Origin of the sequence: Burkholderia paludis (assembly GCF_000732615.1) — a bacterium.
GTDB lineage: Bacteria > Pseudomonadota > Gammaproteobacteria > Burkholderiales > Burkholderiaceae > Burkholderia > Burkholderia paludis.
This window is the reverse complement of sequence record NZ_JPGL01000022.1, coordinates 16,486-32,789: the sequence shown is the minus strand read 5'-3', so window position 1 is coordinate 32,789 and position 16,304 is coordinate 16,486. Positions and strand designations below refer to the sequence as shown.

Sequence of the window (16,304 nt, the reverse complement as noted above, 5' to 3'; positions counted from 1 at the left end):
GGGAGAATTGGATGAAAATCGCAAAAAACACCGTCGTGTCGGTCACTTACAAGCTGTCGGATGCACAGGGCAATCTGATCGAGGAAAGCGACGAGCCGATGGTCTATCTGCACGGCGGCTATGATGGCACGTTCCCCAAGATCGAGGAACAGCTCGACGGCCATGAGCCGGGCTACCAGGCGCAGGTTCAGCTCGAGCCGCAGGACGCGTTCGGCGACTACGATCCCGAACTCGTGAAGATCGAGCCGCGCGATCGTTTTCCCGAGCCGCTCGAAGTGGGCATGCAGTTCGAAGGCACGCCGGAAGACGGCGACGAGGAAGTCGATTCGCTGATCTACACGGTCACCGACATCGCCGAAGACAAGGTCGTGCTCGACGGCAACCACCCGCTGGCCGGCATGGCGCTGCGTTTCGCGCTCACCGTGAAGGACGTTCGCGAAGCCACCGAAGACGAAATCGAGCATGAGCACGCGCACGGCGCGGAAGGGCTCGAGATCGTCGACGAGGATGAAGACGAAGACGGCGAAGCACCGTCAGGGCGTACCCTGCACTGAGCTCGCGGGCAGGGCGGGCGCCGGCCCCGGAACGGGGGCCGGCCACGATGCGGCGCCCGGTGCGGCGCCGTCGCCCTGCAGTGGCGGCGCGACCGACGATGAGTCGGGCAGCGCCGGCAACGCGGGGATTTCCGGCATCTGCGGCAGCGGGACGTCGTCGTGCGGCACGAGCGGCAGCGCGGGCGGCACCGGCAGGTTCTTCGGTACATCCTGCAGGCTGACGTTGAAGATTGTCTGTCGTGCCGGCGACACGCTCACCTTGACCCACTGATTTGCCGGATGGCGCGGTCCGATCGCGACGCGTGTCACGTTTCCTACCAGTTCACCGTCGTCGTTACGCAACGGGCGATCGATCTGAAAGCCGTTCGCAAGCGCTTCGCCGCTTGCGTGCATCACCAGTATCGGGCCGCGGAACGTTGCCGCCGCCTTGACCAGCGTTCGTTTCAACTCACGGAAGCCGTCGCGTACGCGCGGCCGGTTGAAACGCAGCCACGCAAAGCGTTCCGCGCGTTCGTAGCGTTCGAATTGCGGATCGCCCTCGAAAATCACCACGATCGCGCGCGCCTCGCGGCGCTTCGCGTATTCGGCCGCGTGATCGATCCAGAAGCCGTTCGCGATGATGCGATCCTCAAATTCCCCGTTCCGGCCGCCGGCCGTCAGATAGTGGTTGTTCGGCGCAGGCGCGTTGAGCGCGACATAGACGATATCGTCGCGCATCCAGCGGACGTTTTCGCGATACGGCCGGAACCGTGCGACTTCGCTCTCCCGCGTGATCTGCAGCGCGCCGGGATCGGGCAGCGCGGAATCGGCGAGCAGCGTCTGTCGCAGGAAGTCGAGCCGCTCGACCGGATCGTAGCCGCCGCCGGCCGTGGTGTTGCACGTCGCCCAGTCGTCGTGGCCGGGGATGAACACGAGCGGCACACGTGCCGCGTCCAGGATCGCGCCGCGCTGCGAATACAGCGCATCGCGGCACGCTTCCTTCGAGCCTTTGAGGTCGCCCGCATAGACGACGAACGCGAGGTTGCGCTCGCGCGCGATCGAATCGAGCAGCCGCTGGGCGGCCGGTTCGTCCGCGGGCACGTTCATCACGCCCGACACGACCGCGAACGAGTAGGGCGCGGCGGTGCGCTGCTTCGGCGGCGCGGCCCGTGCGTCGGCCTGCGCGAGCGCGAGCGTCGCCGCGACGAGCGCGGTAGCGGCGCGGGCCCGCAGGCCGCACGGGATGCGCTTACGCGTGCCCGTCGGCATCGTGCGAACGGACCAGCGTGCGCAGTTCGTACAGCAGGTCGAGCGCCTCTCGCGGCTTGAGGTCGTCGGGATCGATGTCGCGCAGTTTCTCGAGCGCCGGATGCGGCGTGTCGGCAGGCGCCGGCGCGTCCGCGCATTCGAGATCGTCGACGGCCGCCGGCGGCGCGCTGAACAGGTCGAGTTGCGGCGTGTGCTGCGTTGCCGACTGCTGTTCGAGATACGCGAGGTGCTTGCGTGCGGCGCGGATCACCGGCGCCGGAACGCCCGCGAGCTGCGCGACCTGCAGGCCGTAGCTCTGGTTCGCCGGTCCTTCGTTGACCGCGTGCAGGAACACGATGCCGTGGCCGTGCTCGACGGCCGACAGGTGGACGTTGGCCGCTTGCGGGAATTCGGCCGGCAGTTGCGTCAGCTCGAAGTAGTGCGTCGCGAACAGCGTGTAGCACGCGTTGTGCGCCAGCAGGTGACGAGCGATGGCCCACGCGAGTGCGAGACCGTCGAACGTCGACGTGCCGCGGCCGATTTCGTCCATCAGCACCAGGCTTTGCGGCGTCGCGTCGTTGAGGATGGCCGCGGCCTCGGTCATCTCGACCATGAACGTCGAGCGGCCGCCCGCGAGATCGTCGGCCGCGCCGATCCGCGTGAAGATCCGGTCGATCGGGCCGAAACAGGCCGATTTGGCCGGCACGTAGCTGCCCACGTAAGCCATCAGTGCAATCAGCGCGGTCTGCCGCATGAACGTCGACTTACCGCCCATGTTTGGGCCGGTGATCAACAGCAGCTTGCGCTCGCTGCCGAACCGGCAGTCGTTCGCGATGAACTGTTCGACCTGCGCTTCGACGACCGGGTGGCGGCCTTGTTCGATCTCGATGCCGACCTCGTCGGTGAACGTCGGCGCGACCCAGTCGAGCGCGCGAGCGCGCTCGGCGAACGCGGCGAGCAGGTCGAGTTCGGCGAGGGCGGAGGCGACGCGCTGGCATTCGGAGATGAACGGCAGCAGCGCCTGCAATACCGCGTCGTACAGCGCCCGCTCGCGTGCCAGCGCGCGTTCCTGCGCGGACAGCGCCTTGTCCTCGAAGGTCTTCAGTTCCGGCGTGATGTAGCGTTCGGCATTCTTCAGCGTCTGGCGGCGGCGGTAATCGTCCGGCACTTTGTCGGTCTGGCCGCGCGTGACCTCGATGTAGAAGCCGTGCACCTTGTTGTATTCGACGCGCAGGTTCGCGATGCCGGTGCGCGTGCGTTCGCGCGCTTCGAGATCGATCAGGAACTGGCCGCAGTTTTCCGAGATGTCGCGCAGTTCGTCGAGCTCGGCATCGTAGCCGCGCGCGATCACGCCGCCGTCGCGCACCATTGCGGCCGGCTCGGGCGCGATCGCGTTCGTCAGCAGGTCGAGGCATTCGGCGGGCGGCGCGAGCGCCGCATCGACGCGCGTGAGCGCATCCGCATTCGCAACGATCGCGCTGATGCGTTCGCGCAGCGCCGGCAGCGCGGCGAACGTATCGCGCAGGCTGGACAGGTCGCGCGGGCGTGCGGACAGCAGGGCGAGACGCCCGGTGATCCGCTCGACGTCGGCGATCTGGCGCAGTGCGCTGCGCAAGGCGTCGAGGCTCGCGTTGGCCGGCGCCTCGAGCAGCGCGCCGATCGCCTGCTGGCGCGATTGCGCCGCAACCGACGCGCGTGGCGGGTGATGCAGCCAGTGGCGCAGCAGGCGGCTGCCCATCGTCGTGCAACAGCTGTCGAGGAGCGAATACAGCGTTGGCGATTCGGTGCCGCGCAGGGTCTCGGTCAGTTCGAGGTTGCGGCGCGTCGCCGGATCGAGCCCGATGTATTCGGTTTCGTTCTCGACCTTCAGGCTGCGCACGTGCCGCAACTGCTGGCCTTGCGTGGCGGCTGCGTAGAGCAGCAGCGCGCCGGCCGCGCCGCACGCGCTCGTCAGCGAATGCGCGCCGAAGCCGTCGAGGCTCGCGACGTCGAGCTGATCGCACAGGCGCTGCGTGCCCGACGCGATGTCGAAGTGCCAGGCCGGCACGCGCTTGTTTGCGCCCGCGCCCGCGGGCACGGAGTCGGTCGCGCCGTCCGGCGTCAGGATTTCGGCCGGGCGGATGCGTTCGAGCGCGGCAGCGAGCTGGTCGGGCGCGATTTCGGCGAGCCGCAAGGCGCCGCTGGCGAGATTCAGCCACGCGAGGCCGATGTTGACCGCGACGCCGCGCTTGTTGTGGCCCGTGCACATCGCGAGCAGATAGACGTCGTTCTTGTCGGACAGCAGTGCGGCATCGGTCAGCGTGCCGGGCGTGACGACGCGCACGACCTTGCGCTCGACGGGGCCCTTCGACGCGGCTGGATCGCCGATCTGTTCGCAGAGCGCGACCGATTCGCCCATCTTCACGAGCTTCGCAAGATATTGTTCGACGGCGTGATGCGGCACGCCGGCCATCTTGATCGGCGTGCCGGCCGATGCGCCGCGTTGCGTGAGGGTCAGGTCGAGCAGTCGGGCGGCCTTTTCCGCGTCTTCGAAGAACAGCTCGTAGAAGTCGCCCATCCGGTAGAAAACGAGCGTGTCGGGGTGGTCGGCCTTGATGCGCAGGTACTGCTGCATCATCGGGGTGTGGCCGGCGAAGGCGTCGGGCGACAGCGTGGTCATAGGTCAGGCATGAAATTGTTGCTTTGGTTGCCCGAGTTTACCAGTGGCCCGCACGGGATCGGTCGAAGTTCGCCATCCGGCCAGTTGTCGGCGATGGCGAGGGGCAGCAACCGGCCAGAAGCGGTCAGTCGGCTTTGATATGAAAATCGTCGATAATGTTTCGTCGCAACGGTAGTGCACTCAGGAAAAATTTCACGACATGAACTCCGCCGATGTCATGCACGTTTTCGAGTTGCTTATCGCGCTAGCCGCGATCGGTCTGCTGGTCAGCGGCCTTATGCAGAGCAGAATCGTCGCCAAACTGCAGAGCCACTATCCGGGAGAAAGCGCGTTCCTTGGAAAGGACGGTAAATTCAACTACGCGCCGATTATCTGGCTGGTGAGCGGTGACTATAGATCACTGAACGACCCACAAATTGATAGCTGGGCGCGCGTAGCAAGGGTGGCACTGCTTGTTGGTACTTTAGCCTTATTGCTGTTTTTCGCGCTGCTCGCGTACGGACGATATCGCGCGCGCTTAATGTAGATGACCGCTTGTCGTCAAATTGACCGGCGGCTTCGGGTCGACAAGGGAAGTTCGCGTCGAGATCGGGCAGGCGGCTAATGGGCGCCGGCCGAACTTCCGGGTTCGGCCACAAGCCGCCGTTTGCCAACTCCGTCAGACGGCTATTCGAACGGCCGCAACTCTCGAACAGCGGACGTTGATGGTCGTGCTGCGGCGTCAAGCTATAGTAAGATGAAAGATGACGATTTGCGGCACGCGCACCGCGCCGAATAAGCGCACCGAAACGGTTCCTGGCTCAATATAGCGATGACATAAACAACTATGAATCTACACGACCACGTACGGGGTGCAATAAAGTGTGTGCGCGGTGGCGCCATTGGGTCAGCGTTGTTGGATGTGTTCTTTCCCGACAGCTGTCCGGTTCCGAAAGAGTGCGCGCTGTGGGACTACAAGGAGGCGTTCGATGGTTCCAAGGTGGCATACGCGGAATTGGCGAAAGACATTCTGTCATTCTTCAATTCATACGGCGGCTACTTATTTTTAGGAGTGTCGGAAACAGCGGTCGACGAAAAGTTCTCGATTGTCGGCTTTGATAAACCCGCCGATTTTGTCGTGCAACTCAGAGGCGCACTCGAATCGTATTGCTCCTCCCTTGTCGAAATTTCAGTGTCAGACATCACTGTCTCAGAGAAGTCAGTCATTTCGATATTTATTCCTTGTCGACCGGTGTCGCAGTCCCCGGCGTTTCTTACAAAAAATGGACCTGAAAAGAAGCCCGGTCGGCCAATTTTCATGGAAAAGACGACGTACTTCCGCCAATTTGACCGGACAGTGCCAGCGACCATCGCTTCACAGTGGGAGTTTCTAAATTCATCGAGAAACGCCGACGATCTACTTGCTGGTAGTATCAAGCTGTCGCCAATGGCCACGGTGTCTCGGGTGATACCGAACAATCTCCCAGATCGGAATTTGATCTGCACCCATCTTTTTGGCCGTGACGAAATTCTCGCGTCGCTCTGGGCTTGGATTGCAGACGAACTGGAACCTGTTAGGCTACTGGCCGGTGTCGGAGGAAAAGGCAAAACATCGATTGCTTACGAGTTCGCGAGTCGATTCTTTCGCAATGCACCATTGCCATTTATTCAGGTCCTTTGGGTGTCTGCAAAGCGTGTGCAATTTCGAGCAGATCGAAACGAGTACGTGGAGCTGCCCGAGTGTTGGTACTCCAGCCCCCGTGAATTGTTGGAGGTTTTGTGCCTAGGCACTGCAGGAATCACTCAGCAGCAACTCGACGCCAAAGAGGAGAGTGAATACACGCTGCAGCGCACGCTTCGGGAAAGCCTGCGATTGATTCCATCTTTAATCGTGGTGGATGACATTGATTCGCTTGATCCGACTCAACAAAAGCGAGTTTTTGAAATCGTTCAACAGATCGCGCCCGGGGGCAATTCGAAGTTCCTGTTGACTACGCGTGCAAATTTCGCATTCTCTGACACGCAATGCATCCTCGTTCCTGGGCTTGATGGAGAGCCATATGAGTCGTTTGTTGCGGATCGCCTACTCCGCTTCGGCGTCTCGTCGTTGAGCCGATCAGATATTCGGCCGCTACAGAAATCAAGTGGTGGATCACCGCTATGGACCGACTCTATTCTCCGCTTAGTAAAGCAAGGCTATACCTTGCAGCAGGCGGTAAAGGAGTGGGGGGGCAAGCCCGGAGAAGATGCACGTTCTGCTGCCCTAAAAAAGGAGCTCCAGGCGCTGTCGGTAGCGGCTAGGCGCATCCTTTACGGGGCAGCAATCCTGCGAGACTGTTCGCGTGCTGAGCTACTTGAGGTGACGCATACCGGAAAAGTAGAATTCGATGCCGCGATAACGCAGTTGCAAATGCTCTTCCTAGTTGATTCACCAAAAATTATTGAAAGGGAACCGCGTTTTTCCGTACCGGAGTCCACGGCGACCGCCGTGCTTGAGGCGGCGGACGAGCTGGTTGCGGATCATCGGCGCTTACTTTCTTCCGCCCGGGAATTTAGCAAAAAAGCGGCAGCAGCGGCAGGCGCTAGCACGAGAAAGAAAGTCGGTTTGGTCGTGAAACAGGTAATTGCTCTCATGAGTGCAAACCAGATCGCGCCGGCTATCGAAACAGTAGATGCAGCCTTGTCAGCTGATTACGATAACCCGGATTTGCTGATGCTAAAAGGGCGGTGCCTGCGGGAGACCAAGCCGTCGGAGGCAGTTGCCGCGCTCAATGCGTCATTTAAGCATGGGCAGCGCCGGCCGTTGCTGTTCGATATGTGGTACCAAACGTTATTGGATATGCAGCAATTTGCAGCGGCTAGCGATGTTGTGAATCTGGCGATTGACAGCGGGATGGACCGCGCTATTTGGCTCCCATTACGTGCTAGGACTACCGCGCAGATTGCCATGATTCGCTTCGCCGACGGCAGTTTGAGTGCGGCGGTCGAGTTGTTATTCAAAGCAGCATCAGATCTGAGCACAGCCAAAAATTCTATTCGAAATGAAGCCCAGGTCGAGTCGCTCGTCAATGACTTGACTGCGATCAATGATGCTGCGTGGGAGATAGCGAACAGGGGGACCGGACTTGAGGCTGGGTTGCTTGCATATGACTCTGCACTCCATGCTCTGAATAGCGGCGACTATCGATCCGCAAATATAGACCGCTTGCTCGCTTCGACGCGTAAGTTGGTGGCCGGGGTCGACCTATCGGCCAATACTACACAAGCGAGAGCCGCACAGACTCGAATATCAGACGCACTACGCGGGGTAAGAGCTGTGCTCAGCCAGGTGAGCTTGGATAGGGACTTGCGGTCGACTTACGAGGCCGCGATTGCTTCGCTAGGGCGGTTATGAAGGGCTGGAATCGATATCAGAGTAAATCTGACGATTGTGGTTTGACACGTGCCTCCGCAACTGCCATCTGGATCCATGCATTAAGCGGCGGTACCTCTTCCCGTAGTCGGTTCGGCACATGCTTTGACGGCTGAAACACACCCTTGTCCCATTGAGCGAACGGTGGTCGGTACGTGAACGCCTGATTAGCGAAAGAAAACGACACCCCGACGCCAGCGCTACTCTCAAAGCGGGCGTCGTGTCTTATCCGGTCTGTCCGCCGGTCTTGATGTCGACATCGACGGCCGTTGGGCCTTGGAAGCGGTCGTTGACGTGGCCTCGTGACGGACGACGGCAATGGGTCGGGAGCGGACGTCCCTGAAAATGGCTGGCGTAGGTATTGGCGTAGCTTTCTGATCAAAGCCACGTCAGATAGGGCGCAGTTACCGATGCATCATGGGAGTGACGGTAGCAGGTGCTGCTGCGGGTTGCATGCTCATGTGACAGGGGAAAAGTTGCTTTGGTTGCCCGAGTTTACCAGTGGCCTCGGCGTTCACGCGCGAAGTTCGCCGTTTGGCCAGGTGCGGGTGATGGTGAGCGGCAGCCAAGCGCTTCCAAACTCTCGCGACGCTAGACAACGAACAAGCAATCACAAAATATCAGAGACGAACCTTTAGTACATACCTTCGCCCGGCTTGCACCAGGGCAAAGGTATTGACCGCATCGCAAACGTCACTCCGCGCGTATCGACGTTCGCATTCTGCGCGTGACTAAAATCTACGAAACGGTATTGATTTGGAGGTGGCAGATCTTCGCTGGCTCCCAGTCCAAACTGACGGCAGTGAGGCATCTCGACACGAATGAACCCGTACTCGCCGTCCGGGCCATTCATATGCCTAGATAGATCCTTTGATAACCCGATGAGAGTCGCAGCGTTCTGTCCCTGCGCTGTCGAAACGACCGACAAGCCTGTTAATGCAATCAGAATGAGTAGTGACTTCACAAGTTGCCCAGTTGGTTTTTCGCGACGACGCATGATTGTGACACGTTCGATGCAATGCCCTTTTCGGTTAACGACAGATTCTGAAAAGGGTGGGCGTAGGTCTTGGCGTAGCTTTGCGGGCTGATCCTTGTCAGGCAAGGCGCAGGTACTGCTGCATCATTAGGGTGGCGGTTGCCAGAGTTTACCAGTGGCGTGAAAGGGGTCTGCTCGAAGCTCAGATGTGAGCTGAAACCCATTGCGATACGACCCTGCGCCCGGCCACATCGGGCAATCGGCCCTCAGGCGCCCCCCCGCCCGCGGCGACCCGTGCCGTCTGCACGACATTCGAATATCGCTTCCAACCAGCGGACTCAACCACCGGCCACGCCGGTCGCTTCATCGCCGAAGCATTTTTCCTGATGCGTGAAACCGCGGGTCTTCCTTCTGCCCGGCCCGGATATCCGATCTGAATTTCGTGCCAGATCGAAAATATGAAAGGTCGGGCTAAAGAATCCATATTGTCTGACGATAAAACGGGCAGAGCATATTGCCGTACCAGCGCATCCGCACAACAAGCAAGTAACAAGAACGCATTGGAAAGCCATGCCTACCTTATCTTCCCTGAACGCCGCCACGACCGTCGGACTGGTTCCGCTCGTGGATTCCGTAAGTCTTGTCCCCTCCGTATCGCCGAATGCACCTAGTGGTCAGAGTGCGTTGTTGTCTTCGCCATCGACGGTTGTCACGATTCCTTCCTCCTTCGGCGCCGTGGCACTCGAAACCTATACGCCGCAGGGGGTGCTTGCCGGCGCCGCGCCTGCGATCACCACGGCCAACGACAGTCGCGACGCCGTGACGCTCCAGATGCTGGGCAGCTACACCAACGCACAGACGATGACGGGGCAGTTCTCCGGCGTCGGCAGTGCGCTGCTCGATCGTTTCAAGACGACGGGCAGTGATTTTTCGCAGTCGGTCAGCACGACCGGCGGCATTGCGTTGCCGACGCTGCAAGGGCCCGAAGGGAAGGTCCACCTCGCGATCAAGACGCAAAGCGGCGTGACGGTCGACATCGAGATCGACAGCGAGGGCGGCAGCCTGTCGGCCAGCATCCAGAGTAGCGGCAAACTCAGCGACAGCGAGCGCAGCGCCGTGGCACAGCTCGCCACCGGTTTCCAGCGGGCCATCGACGGTTTGGGCACGGTGCCGCCAAAACTCGACCTGAGCGGCCTGACGCAATTCGACACGTCGGCGCTCGCCTCCGTGAACTTCCAGTACAACGTCACCAACGACGGCAATGCGAACGTGTCGGCCAGTTATTCGCAAGATCGAGCGTCTCGAAGCCTCAGTCTCAAGAGTGCGGAGGGTGCAATCGACGTCAGCGTCGATACGAGCAATCCGGCGCTCTGGGGGACGAGTGCGCAGCGGGCCGCGTCCGTCGCCAGCTATCTGCAGCAGTTCGATCAGGCGAATTCGCGTGGACATGGCAATGCGGCGCTCATGTCGATGTTTGAAGACGGTTTCGCGCAAATGAACCAGGACTACGGGACGCCGTCGGCACAAGTGTTGCCGGGTACCGCCTACGCTCCGACGCTGCAGCAGGCGAGCCAGGCGATGTTGACGGGACTCGGCGATTTCAGCGCGTCGATCACGGACGCGACGACTTCTCCCAATCCGTTGCGCCCCGGTGAGGTCAACTCGTTTTCCTATCAGGTATCGCAAAGCACGAAACTCTCCGGCTCGCAAAATGACGGGCAGATCACCCAGCGCCAGCAGTCTCATCTGAGCGCGAGCTACCATCAGGCGCTGTCGGGCGCCGGCGAACCGGCATTGACGTCGTCGCGCGCGTCGCAGAACTATCGCTACGTACAGATCGACGACAGCGCCAGCAGCACGGTCCAGATCGCCACGGAACGCGGTGCGCTGCTGAATGCGTCGTTGAGTCAGTCATCCGACCGGAAGACGCGCGAGTCGACGTACGAGGCGGGCAAACTGATTTCGGATGTGACCACGCCGGAAGAAACGTCGCGGTCGTCGAACCTGCTGGCGTTGCTCCAGCCGCTGATCGACAGCGGCGACGCCACGCACAATAGCGCCGAATGGCAGCAGGCGCTTACGCAAGTCCACTCGATGATTCAGCTGAGCGCGTAATCCCGGCCAGGCAGCCTGGAGCACGCATAACCGGAAAGAACCGGGATCCGTTCCATGGTCCCCCGGTGTTCCGGGCCGCCTTCGGAGGCACATGCCTGAGCGACGAGCGGCCCGGTCGATTCAAAAGGGACCGGGCGCAGGGATCGGCGCAGCCTTTTGCCCAATCCCTTTTGTTTCGATATCAGGCCGGGTATTCCTGCATCGTCTGCATGACGTTGACGCGTGCGGTCGAAGGTTGCGGGCACACGCGATACGGAAGCGTTTCCCGGGCCTCCGTCCACTGAATTCGGTTCTCGCATGATCTGGCCGGGCGCACACGGCACGTCATCCTTGCGGCCAAGCAAACCTGCGAGCCCACCCTCCGACACCGCAAAAGCAAGGCCGGCCAAGGTCGTCGACCGAAGCCTGCATGCGATCGAAGCGGGCGTTCACGCGTCGTTGTTGTCGCGTCCCCGGCAACGCGCATGCTCACGTGCAAACCCCTGACGTTTCAGCGTTGAAACATCGCGCGTGGCCGGATGCAAATTCCGGTTGGCCGCGCCGGCGTGCTCCCGGGGTAGGGGTTCCGCCTCGTCCGGCAATGGGCGCGAAGCTCGTCCATCGACTGCGCCGCCTCTCGGTCCGACCGTCGGCCTGTTTGAGGAAAATCGCCGCCCGTGGCGGTCGGCCGTCTGCGTGCTCGGTCCGTGCGGAAAACACGTTTCAGACCTGAAACAAGTCAGGTCCGCGAACGACTTCATGTATCCCGGATACCCGGCCGCTCCTTGAGAGGCGCACATTGGCACGAATCTGGCATCGTGCCGTTCGGCCAGTCGTAACCGGATAGCGTGAATGCAGTCAACGAATCCACGCACCATCTTCAAACGTCGAACGGGGACCGTCATGCGGGGAAAAAGGCAGCGAGGTGTCGCGGCGGTCGAGTTTTCGTTATTGCTCCCGGTCCTGTTGCTGATACTCCTGGGTATCGCACAGTTCTCCTGGCTGATTTCCAATTTCATCATCGTGACGCAGGCCGCATCGGTCGGCGCGCATCAGTTCGCGTCCGAGCGCGGCTTCTCTACGCCGTATTCGGACACGGTTTCCATCGTCACCAATGCGCTCGGCCCGCTCCGCACCGGATTCAGCATTTCGACGTCCGTGAACGGTGTGGCTTGTACATCCGATTCCGCTTGTCAGGCCGCGCTGGGAACGATGTCCAATGCGCCGGCGGCCGGTTCGACGGCGACAGTGACCCTTGGCCATGCATTCAGTCCGTTGTATGCCGGCGCCTGGGGCGCATTGGCCAGCATCATGCCCAAAAACATCACGTCGACGATGACGGAAGTCATTCAGTAATTTCGCGGGGGAGCGGAGGCTATGAAATCGCAACGGGGATCTGCTGCCATTGAAATGGCGGTGATGTTGCCGGTCATCCTGCTGATTCTGCTGGGCATCGCGCAGTTCGGCTGGCTGCTCGTCAACTTCCTCGCGGTGAGCAATGCCGCTTCATCTGCCGCGCGGACGTTCGCGGCGCAGAGAGGCACGACCACGCCATATACGACGACGTTGTCGCAAGCCGTGGCAGCCGCGTCGTTTCTCAACCCGAGCGGCATCACGATTTCCACGACCGTCAATGGCGTTGCATGTACGAACGATGCGGGGTGCGCAACTGACCTCGCGCCGGCGTCGAGCGCTGCAGTCGACGTGCCCGTCAAGGTCAGCGTGATCTACTCCGGTTTCCATCCTGTCGTCCCCGGAAACTATCTCAACCTGAACACCATGATGCCGTCGCTGGTGGCCGCGACCGTTACCGCGCGCGTGCAATGACGACCGATCAGAAGAAGTCAAAAGGGGGGAGCGGTGAATACTTCAAAACCACGTGGCAGGGCTATCCGCCATCAACGCGGCGCAGTCGCGATCATCGTCGCGGCATCGTTGGTCGCGCTGCTGGGATTCGCCGCGATTTGCGTCGATGTCGGCTATCTGGCCTACACGCAACGGCGCTTGCAGGCGGCCACCGACGCGGCGGCACTCGCAGGCGCGACGGACCTCTGGAGCCAGTCGTGGAGTACGGCGTACAACGACGCGGTTGCCTACTCGGCAGGCCAGGCCAACCCGCTTCCGGGCGGCGCGACCGTCAGCTCGACGTCCGTGACCGGACTGACCCTGACGAGCATTCAGCTACCGTACAAACAGGCCGTGTCCGGCTATAACGGCATTCAGGTGACGCAGACGGCGAGCGTTTCCACGTTCTTTGCGAACATCTTCGGAATCAAGGCGACGACCGTTTCCGCGACGTCGACTGCGGTAGCCGGCGGCGCAGGCGGACCCGCGCAGTACAACGTGATGATCATCCTCGACACGACCGCGTCGATGAACACCGACGACAGCAATTGCAAGAACTCGAGCGGCGTGGTGCAAACGCGTCTCGCATGCGCAAAGGCGGCTGCGTTGCAGCTTCTCACGACGTTGACGAACGCCGGCGACAACGTGGGATTGATGGCGTTCCCGCCGATGTCCTCCAACTACGCGTTCTCGTGTGGTAGCACCGCGCCCGGCATTGCGGGAAGCTATTCGGCGGCGGCAAGTGCCGGTTACCAGTACAGCAAGCTGGGAACGGGATTCCTGGGTAGCAGCGGCAGTGCCAATACGAGTTCCGGGCTGGTCCAGGCGCTCGGCGGCGGTTCATGCAGCGGACTCGCTGCCCCCGGTGGCCTGGGAACCTACTATGCCCAGGCGATCGTCGCTGCGCAGCAGTCGTTGCAGTCGTTGTCCTCGACCCAGTCGCCGCCCGGTCAGAACGTGATCATCCTGTTGAGCGACGGCGACGCATCGTCGAGCCAGACCCAACTCGGGGCGACATACAAGTCGAACTACGGAACGGAATGCCAGACGGCGATCAACACGGCGGCCACGGCGAAAGCAGCGGGGACGCTGATATACACGGTGGCCTATATCGGTGGCGGGAGTGCGTCGTCCACCTGCAGCGATGGCAGCGACCCCTTGTCGCCGTGCAACACGATGCAATCGATCGCTACCGGTCCCGCCTATTTTTATTCGGACACCTGCAGCAATTCGAATGGCGGCGTGGCCAGTCTGAATTCGATCTTCAGTACGATTTCCTACAGCCTGACGAAGCCGCGTCTAGTCCCCGCATCCGTGACGTCGTGATACGCGGGAATAGAGGAGTGACTGGAATATTCTTGCCGCTCGTTGGGGCGTGTCCGCGCCTTCGATATTGACGGCCCGGCGCATCGGCATGACACCCGGAAACGAGAGCCGTGCTGGCGGCGGATCGGTATGCGGTTGCCCTGATGCTGGCGCGGAATCCCGTCGGGGCGGAGCGGGTTCCGGCGCAGCCTGACGATCGAAGGACACTGGGATTGCCGCATCGTCGAAGGCCAGCGGAGATCCCGTCCGGCCCGGTCTGTGTCAGGCATGCGAGAGCCGGTTTCGCCCGGCGCGCGAACCTTCGCGCGCCGGGCCTGCGTTTCGTCAGGACGCGTGCGCCGACGTCATGCTGAGCGCCACCGCCTGCGCGACTTCGATGCCGTCGATGGCTGCCGAATAGATCCCGCCCGCATACCCCGCGCCTTCGCCGGCCGGATACAGGCCTTCGACGTTCATGCTCTGGTAATCGTCCTTGCGCCGAATCCGGATGGGCGACGACGTACGCGTCTCCACGCCGGTGAGCACGGCGTCGTGCATCGCGAAGCCGGCGATCTTCTTGTCGATCTCGGGCAGCGCTTCACGAATGGCTTCGATCACGTAGTCGGGGAGCGCGGTGCTGAGATCGGTCGGATTCACGCCGGGCTTGTACGACGGCTCGACGGAACCCAGCGACGTCGACGGCCTGCCCGCGATGAAATCGCCGACCAGTTGCCCCGGCGCGCGGTAATCGCCGCCGCCGAGTTCGAAGGCGCGCTCTTCCCATTTGCGCTGGAACGCGATGCCCGCCAGCGGACCGCCGGGGTAATCGTCCGGCGTGATGCCGACGACGATGCCGGCATTCGCGTTGCGCTCGGCGCGGGAATACTGGCTCATGCCGTTGGTGACCACGCGGCCGGGCTCCGACGTCGCCGCGACCACCGTGCCGCCCGGACACATGCAGAAGCTGTAGACGGCGCGCCCGTTGCTGGAGTGGTGGACCACCTTGTAGTCGGCGGCGCCGAGTTGCTTGTGGCCCGCGAACTTGCCGAAGCGGCTGCGATCGATCAGCCCCTGCGGATGCTCGATGCGGAAACCCAGCGAAAACGGCTTGGCCTCGATATAGACGCCGCGATCGTGCAGCATCTGGAACGTGTCGCGTGCGCTGTGGCCCACGGCCAGCACCACGTGGTCGCACTGGAGCGTTTCGCCGTTCGACAGCTTGAGCGCGCGCACCTTGCCCTGGTCGATCTCGATGTCGTCGACCCGGGTTTCGAAGCGTACTTCGCCACCGAGTTCGTGGATGGAGGCGCGCATCTTCTCCACCATGCTGACGAGGCGGAACGTGCCGATGTGCGGCCGGCTCAGGTACAGGATGTCCTCCGGCGCGCCGGCCTTGACGAATTCGTCCAGCACCTTGCGGCCGTAGTGATGGGGGTCCTTGATCTGGCTGTACAGCTTGCCGTCGGAAAACGTGCCCGCGCCGCCTTCGCCGAACTGCACGTTGGATTCGGGGTTGAGCACGCTCTTGCGCCACAGGCCGAACGTGTCCTTGGTGCGTTCGCGCACGGCCTTGCCGCGTTCGAGGATGATGGGGCGGAATCCCATCTGCGCGAGGATCAGCCCTGCAAACAGGCCGCACGGCCCCATGCCGATGACGACCGGGCGCAGCGCGGTGCCGTGTTCGGGCGCCTTCGCGACAAAGTGGTACGCCATGTCGGGCGTCACGCCGCAATGCGGCTTGCCCGCGAGGCGCGCGAGCGCGGCGGCTTCGTCCTGGACCTCGATGTCGACGATATACGTGAGCTTGATGTCGGCGCGCTTGCGCGCATCGTGTGCCCGGCGGAACACGGTGTAACGGAGCAGCCCGTCCGCGGCCACGCCGTGCTCCGCGAGGCGCGCGCGAATCGCGGCTTCGAGCGCGCTTTCGGGGTGGTCGAGGGGGAGTTTGATTTCGCTTAGCCGTAACATGGGGACTCGGATGCGATTGCCACGGCGTCGTGGCTATGTTGATACAGGCGAGGGCCGGCATGCCGGCGGCGCTGTGCGCCGCGCACGCATGCCGGACGCGAGCCGTTCGTCGTCGTTGCAGGGATTGCGGTACGCGCGGCAGTCCGCCGACCGGCCCGAACGATTCAGGCAACTTTCAGGATACGCGCACGTCGCGCCCCTTGTGCAGGGGCTTTCCGGCCGCCCGGGTGTCCGGGCGGCGTGCGGCGCGCCATCGTGGGCGATGCCCGCGAGCGGCGTGCGCGA

Annotated in this window: 10 protein-coding genes; 7 read left to right on the top strand and 3 right to left on the bottom strand. The window is 62.1% G+C overall.

The genetic code is table 11. The annotated features are described in order from the left end of the window. Positions 1–11 precede the first annotated feature (11 nt). Complete coding sequence (locus GQ56_RS0115070; RefSeq protein WP_031399439.1) at positions 12–554, top strand: FKBP-type peptidyl-prolyl cis-trans isomerase; 543 nt, start codon at positions 12–14, stop codon at positions 552–554. On the opposite strand, the gene GQ56_RS0115065 is transcribed toward GQ56_RS0115070, so the two are convergent. Further along, positions 534–1,802 (bottom strand): hypothetical protein, encoded by a 1,269-nt coding sequence (locus GQ56_RS0115065; RefSeq protein ID WP_031399438.1) that lies wholly within the window; start codon positions 1,800–1,802, stop codon positions 534–536. The two genes, GQ56_RS0115070 and GQ56_RS0115065, sit on opposite strands and share 21 nt — an antisense overlap. After that, entirely contained in the window at positions 1,783–4,440 is a 2,658-nt protein-coding gene (gene mutS, locus GQ56_RS0115060; RefSeq protein ID WP_031399437.1) for a DNA mismatch repair protein MutS, read from the bottom strand. The genes GQ56_RS0115065 and mutS overlap by 20 nt, the downstream gene beginning before the upstream one ends. Positions 4,441–4,639: 199 nt before the next feature. Between mutS and GQ56_RS0115055 the strand changes: the two genes are divergently transcribed. The 6 genes from GQ56_RS0115055 to GQ56_RS0115030 all read left to right on the top strand — a co-directional run bounded on the left by GQ56_RS0115055 (position 4,640) and on the right by GQ56_RS0115030 (position 14,072). After that, entirely contained in the window at positions 4,640–4,966 is a 327-nt protein-coding gene (locus GQ56_RS0115055; protein WP_031399436.1) for a hypothetical protein, read from the top strand. A gap of 300 nt (positions 4,967–5,266) precedes the next feature. Further along, on the top strand, positions 5,267–7,813 hold the full coding sequence (locus tag GQ56_RS41280; protein ID WP_081894915.1) for an ATP-binding protein: 2,547 nt from the start codon (positions 5,267–5,269) through the stop codon (positions 7,811–7,813). A gap of 1,564 nt (positions 7,814–9,377) precedes the next feature. Continuing rightward, positions 9,378–10,922 carry a hypothetical protein gene (locus GQ56_RS0115045; protein ID WP_031399434.1) on the top strand — a complete coding sequence of 515 codons (1,545 nt, stop codon included), beginning with the start codon at positions 9,378–9,380 and terminating at the stop codon, positions 10,920–10,922. 831 nt (positions 10,923–11,753) lie between these two features. Beyond that, positions 11,754–12,257, top strand: a complete 504-nt coding sequence (locus GQ56_RS0115040; RefSeq protein ID WP_081894914.1) for a TadE/TadG family type IV pilus assembly protein — start codon at positions 11,754–11,756, stop codon at positions 12,255–12,257. Between the two features lie 21 nt (positions 12,258–12,278). After that, positions 12,279–12,728 carry a TadE family protein gene (locus GQ56_RS0115035; RefSeq protein WP_081894913.1) on the top strand — a complete coding sequence of 150 codons (450 nt, stop codon included), beginning with the start codon at positions 12,279–12,281 and terminating at the stop codon, positions 12,726–12,728. Between the two features lie 33 nt (positions 12,729–12,761). Then, positions 12,762–14,072 (top strand): vWA domain-containing protein, encoded by a 1,311-nt coding sequence (locus GQ56_RS0115030; protein WP_075122945.1) that lies wholly within the window; start codon positions 12,762–12,764, stop codon positions 14,070–14,072. 324 nt (positions 14,073–14,396) lie between these two features. Here GQ56_RS0115030 and GQ56_RS0115025 read toward each other — a convergent pair whose 3' ends face one another. Continuing rightward, positions 14,397–16,019: an NAD(P)/FAD-dependent oxidoreductase gene (locus GQ56_RS0115025; RefSeq protein ID WP_031399430.1), complete on the bottom strand. Its 1,623-nt coding sequence runs from the start codon at positions 16,017–16,019 to the stop codon at positions 14,397–14,399. Between the last annotated feature and the right edge of the window lie 285 nt (positions 16,020–16,304).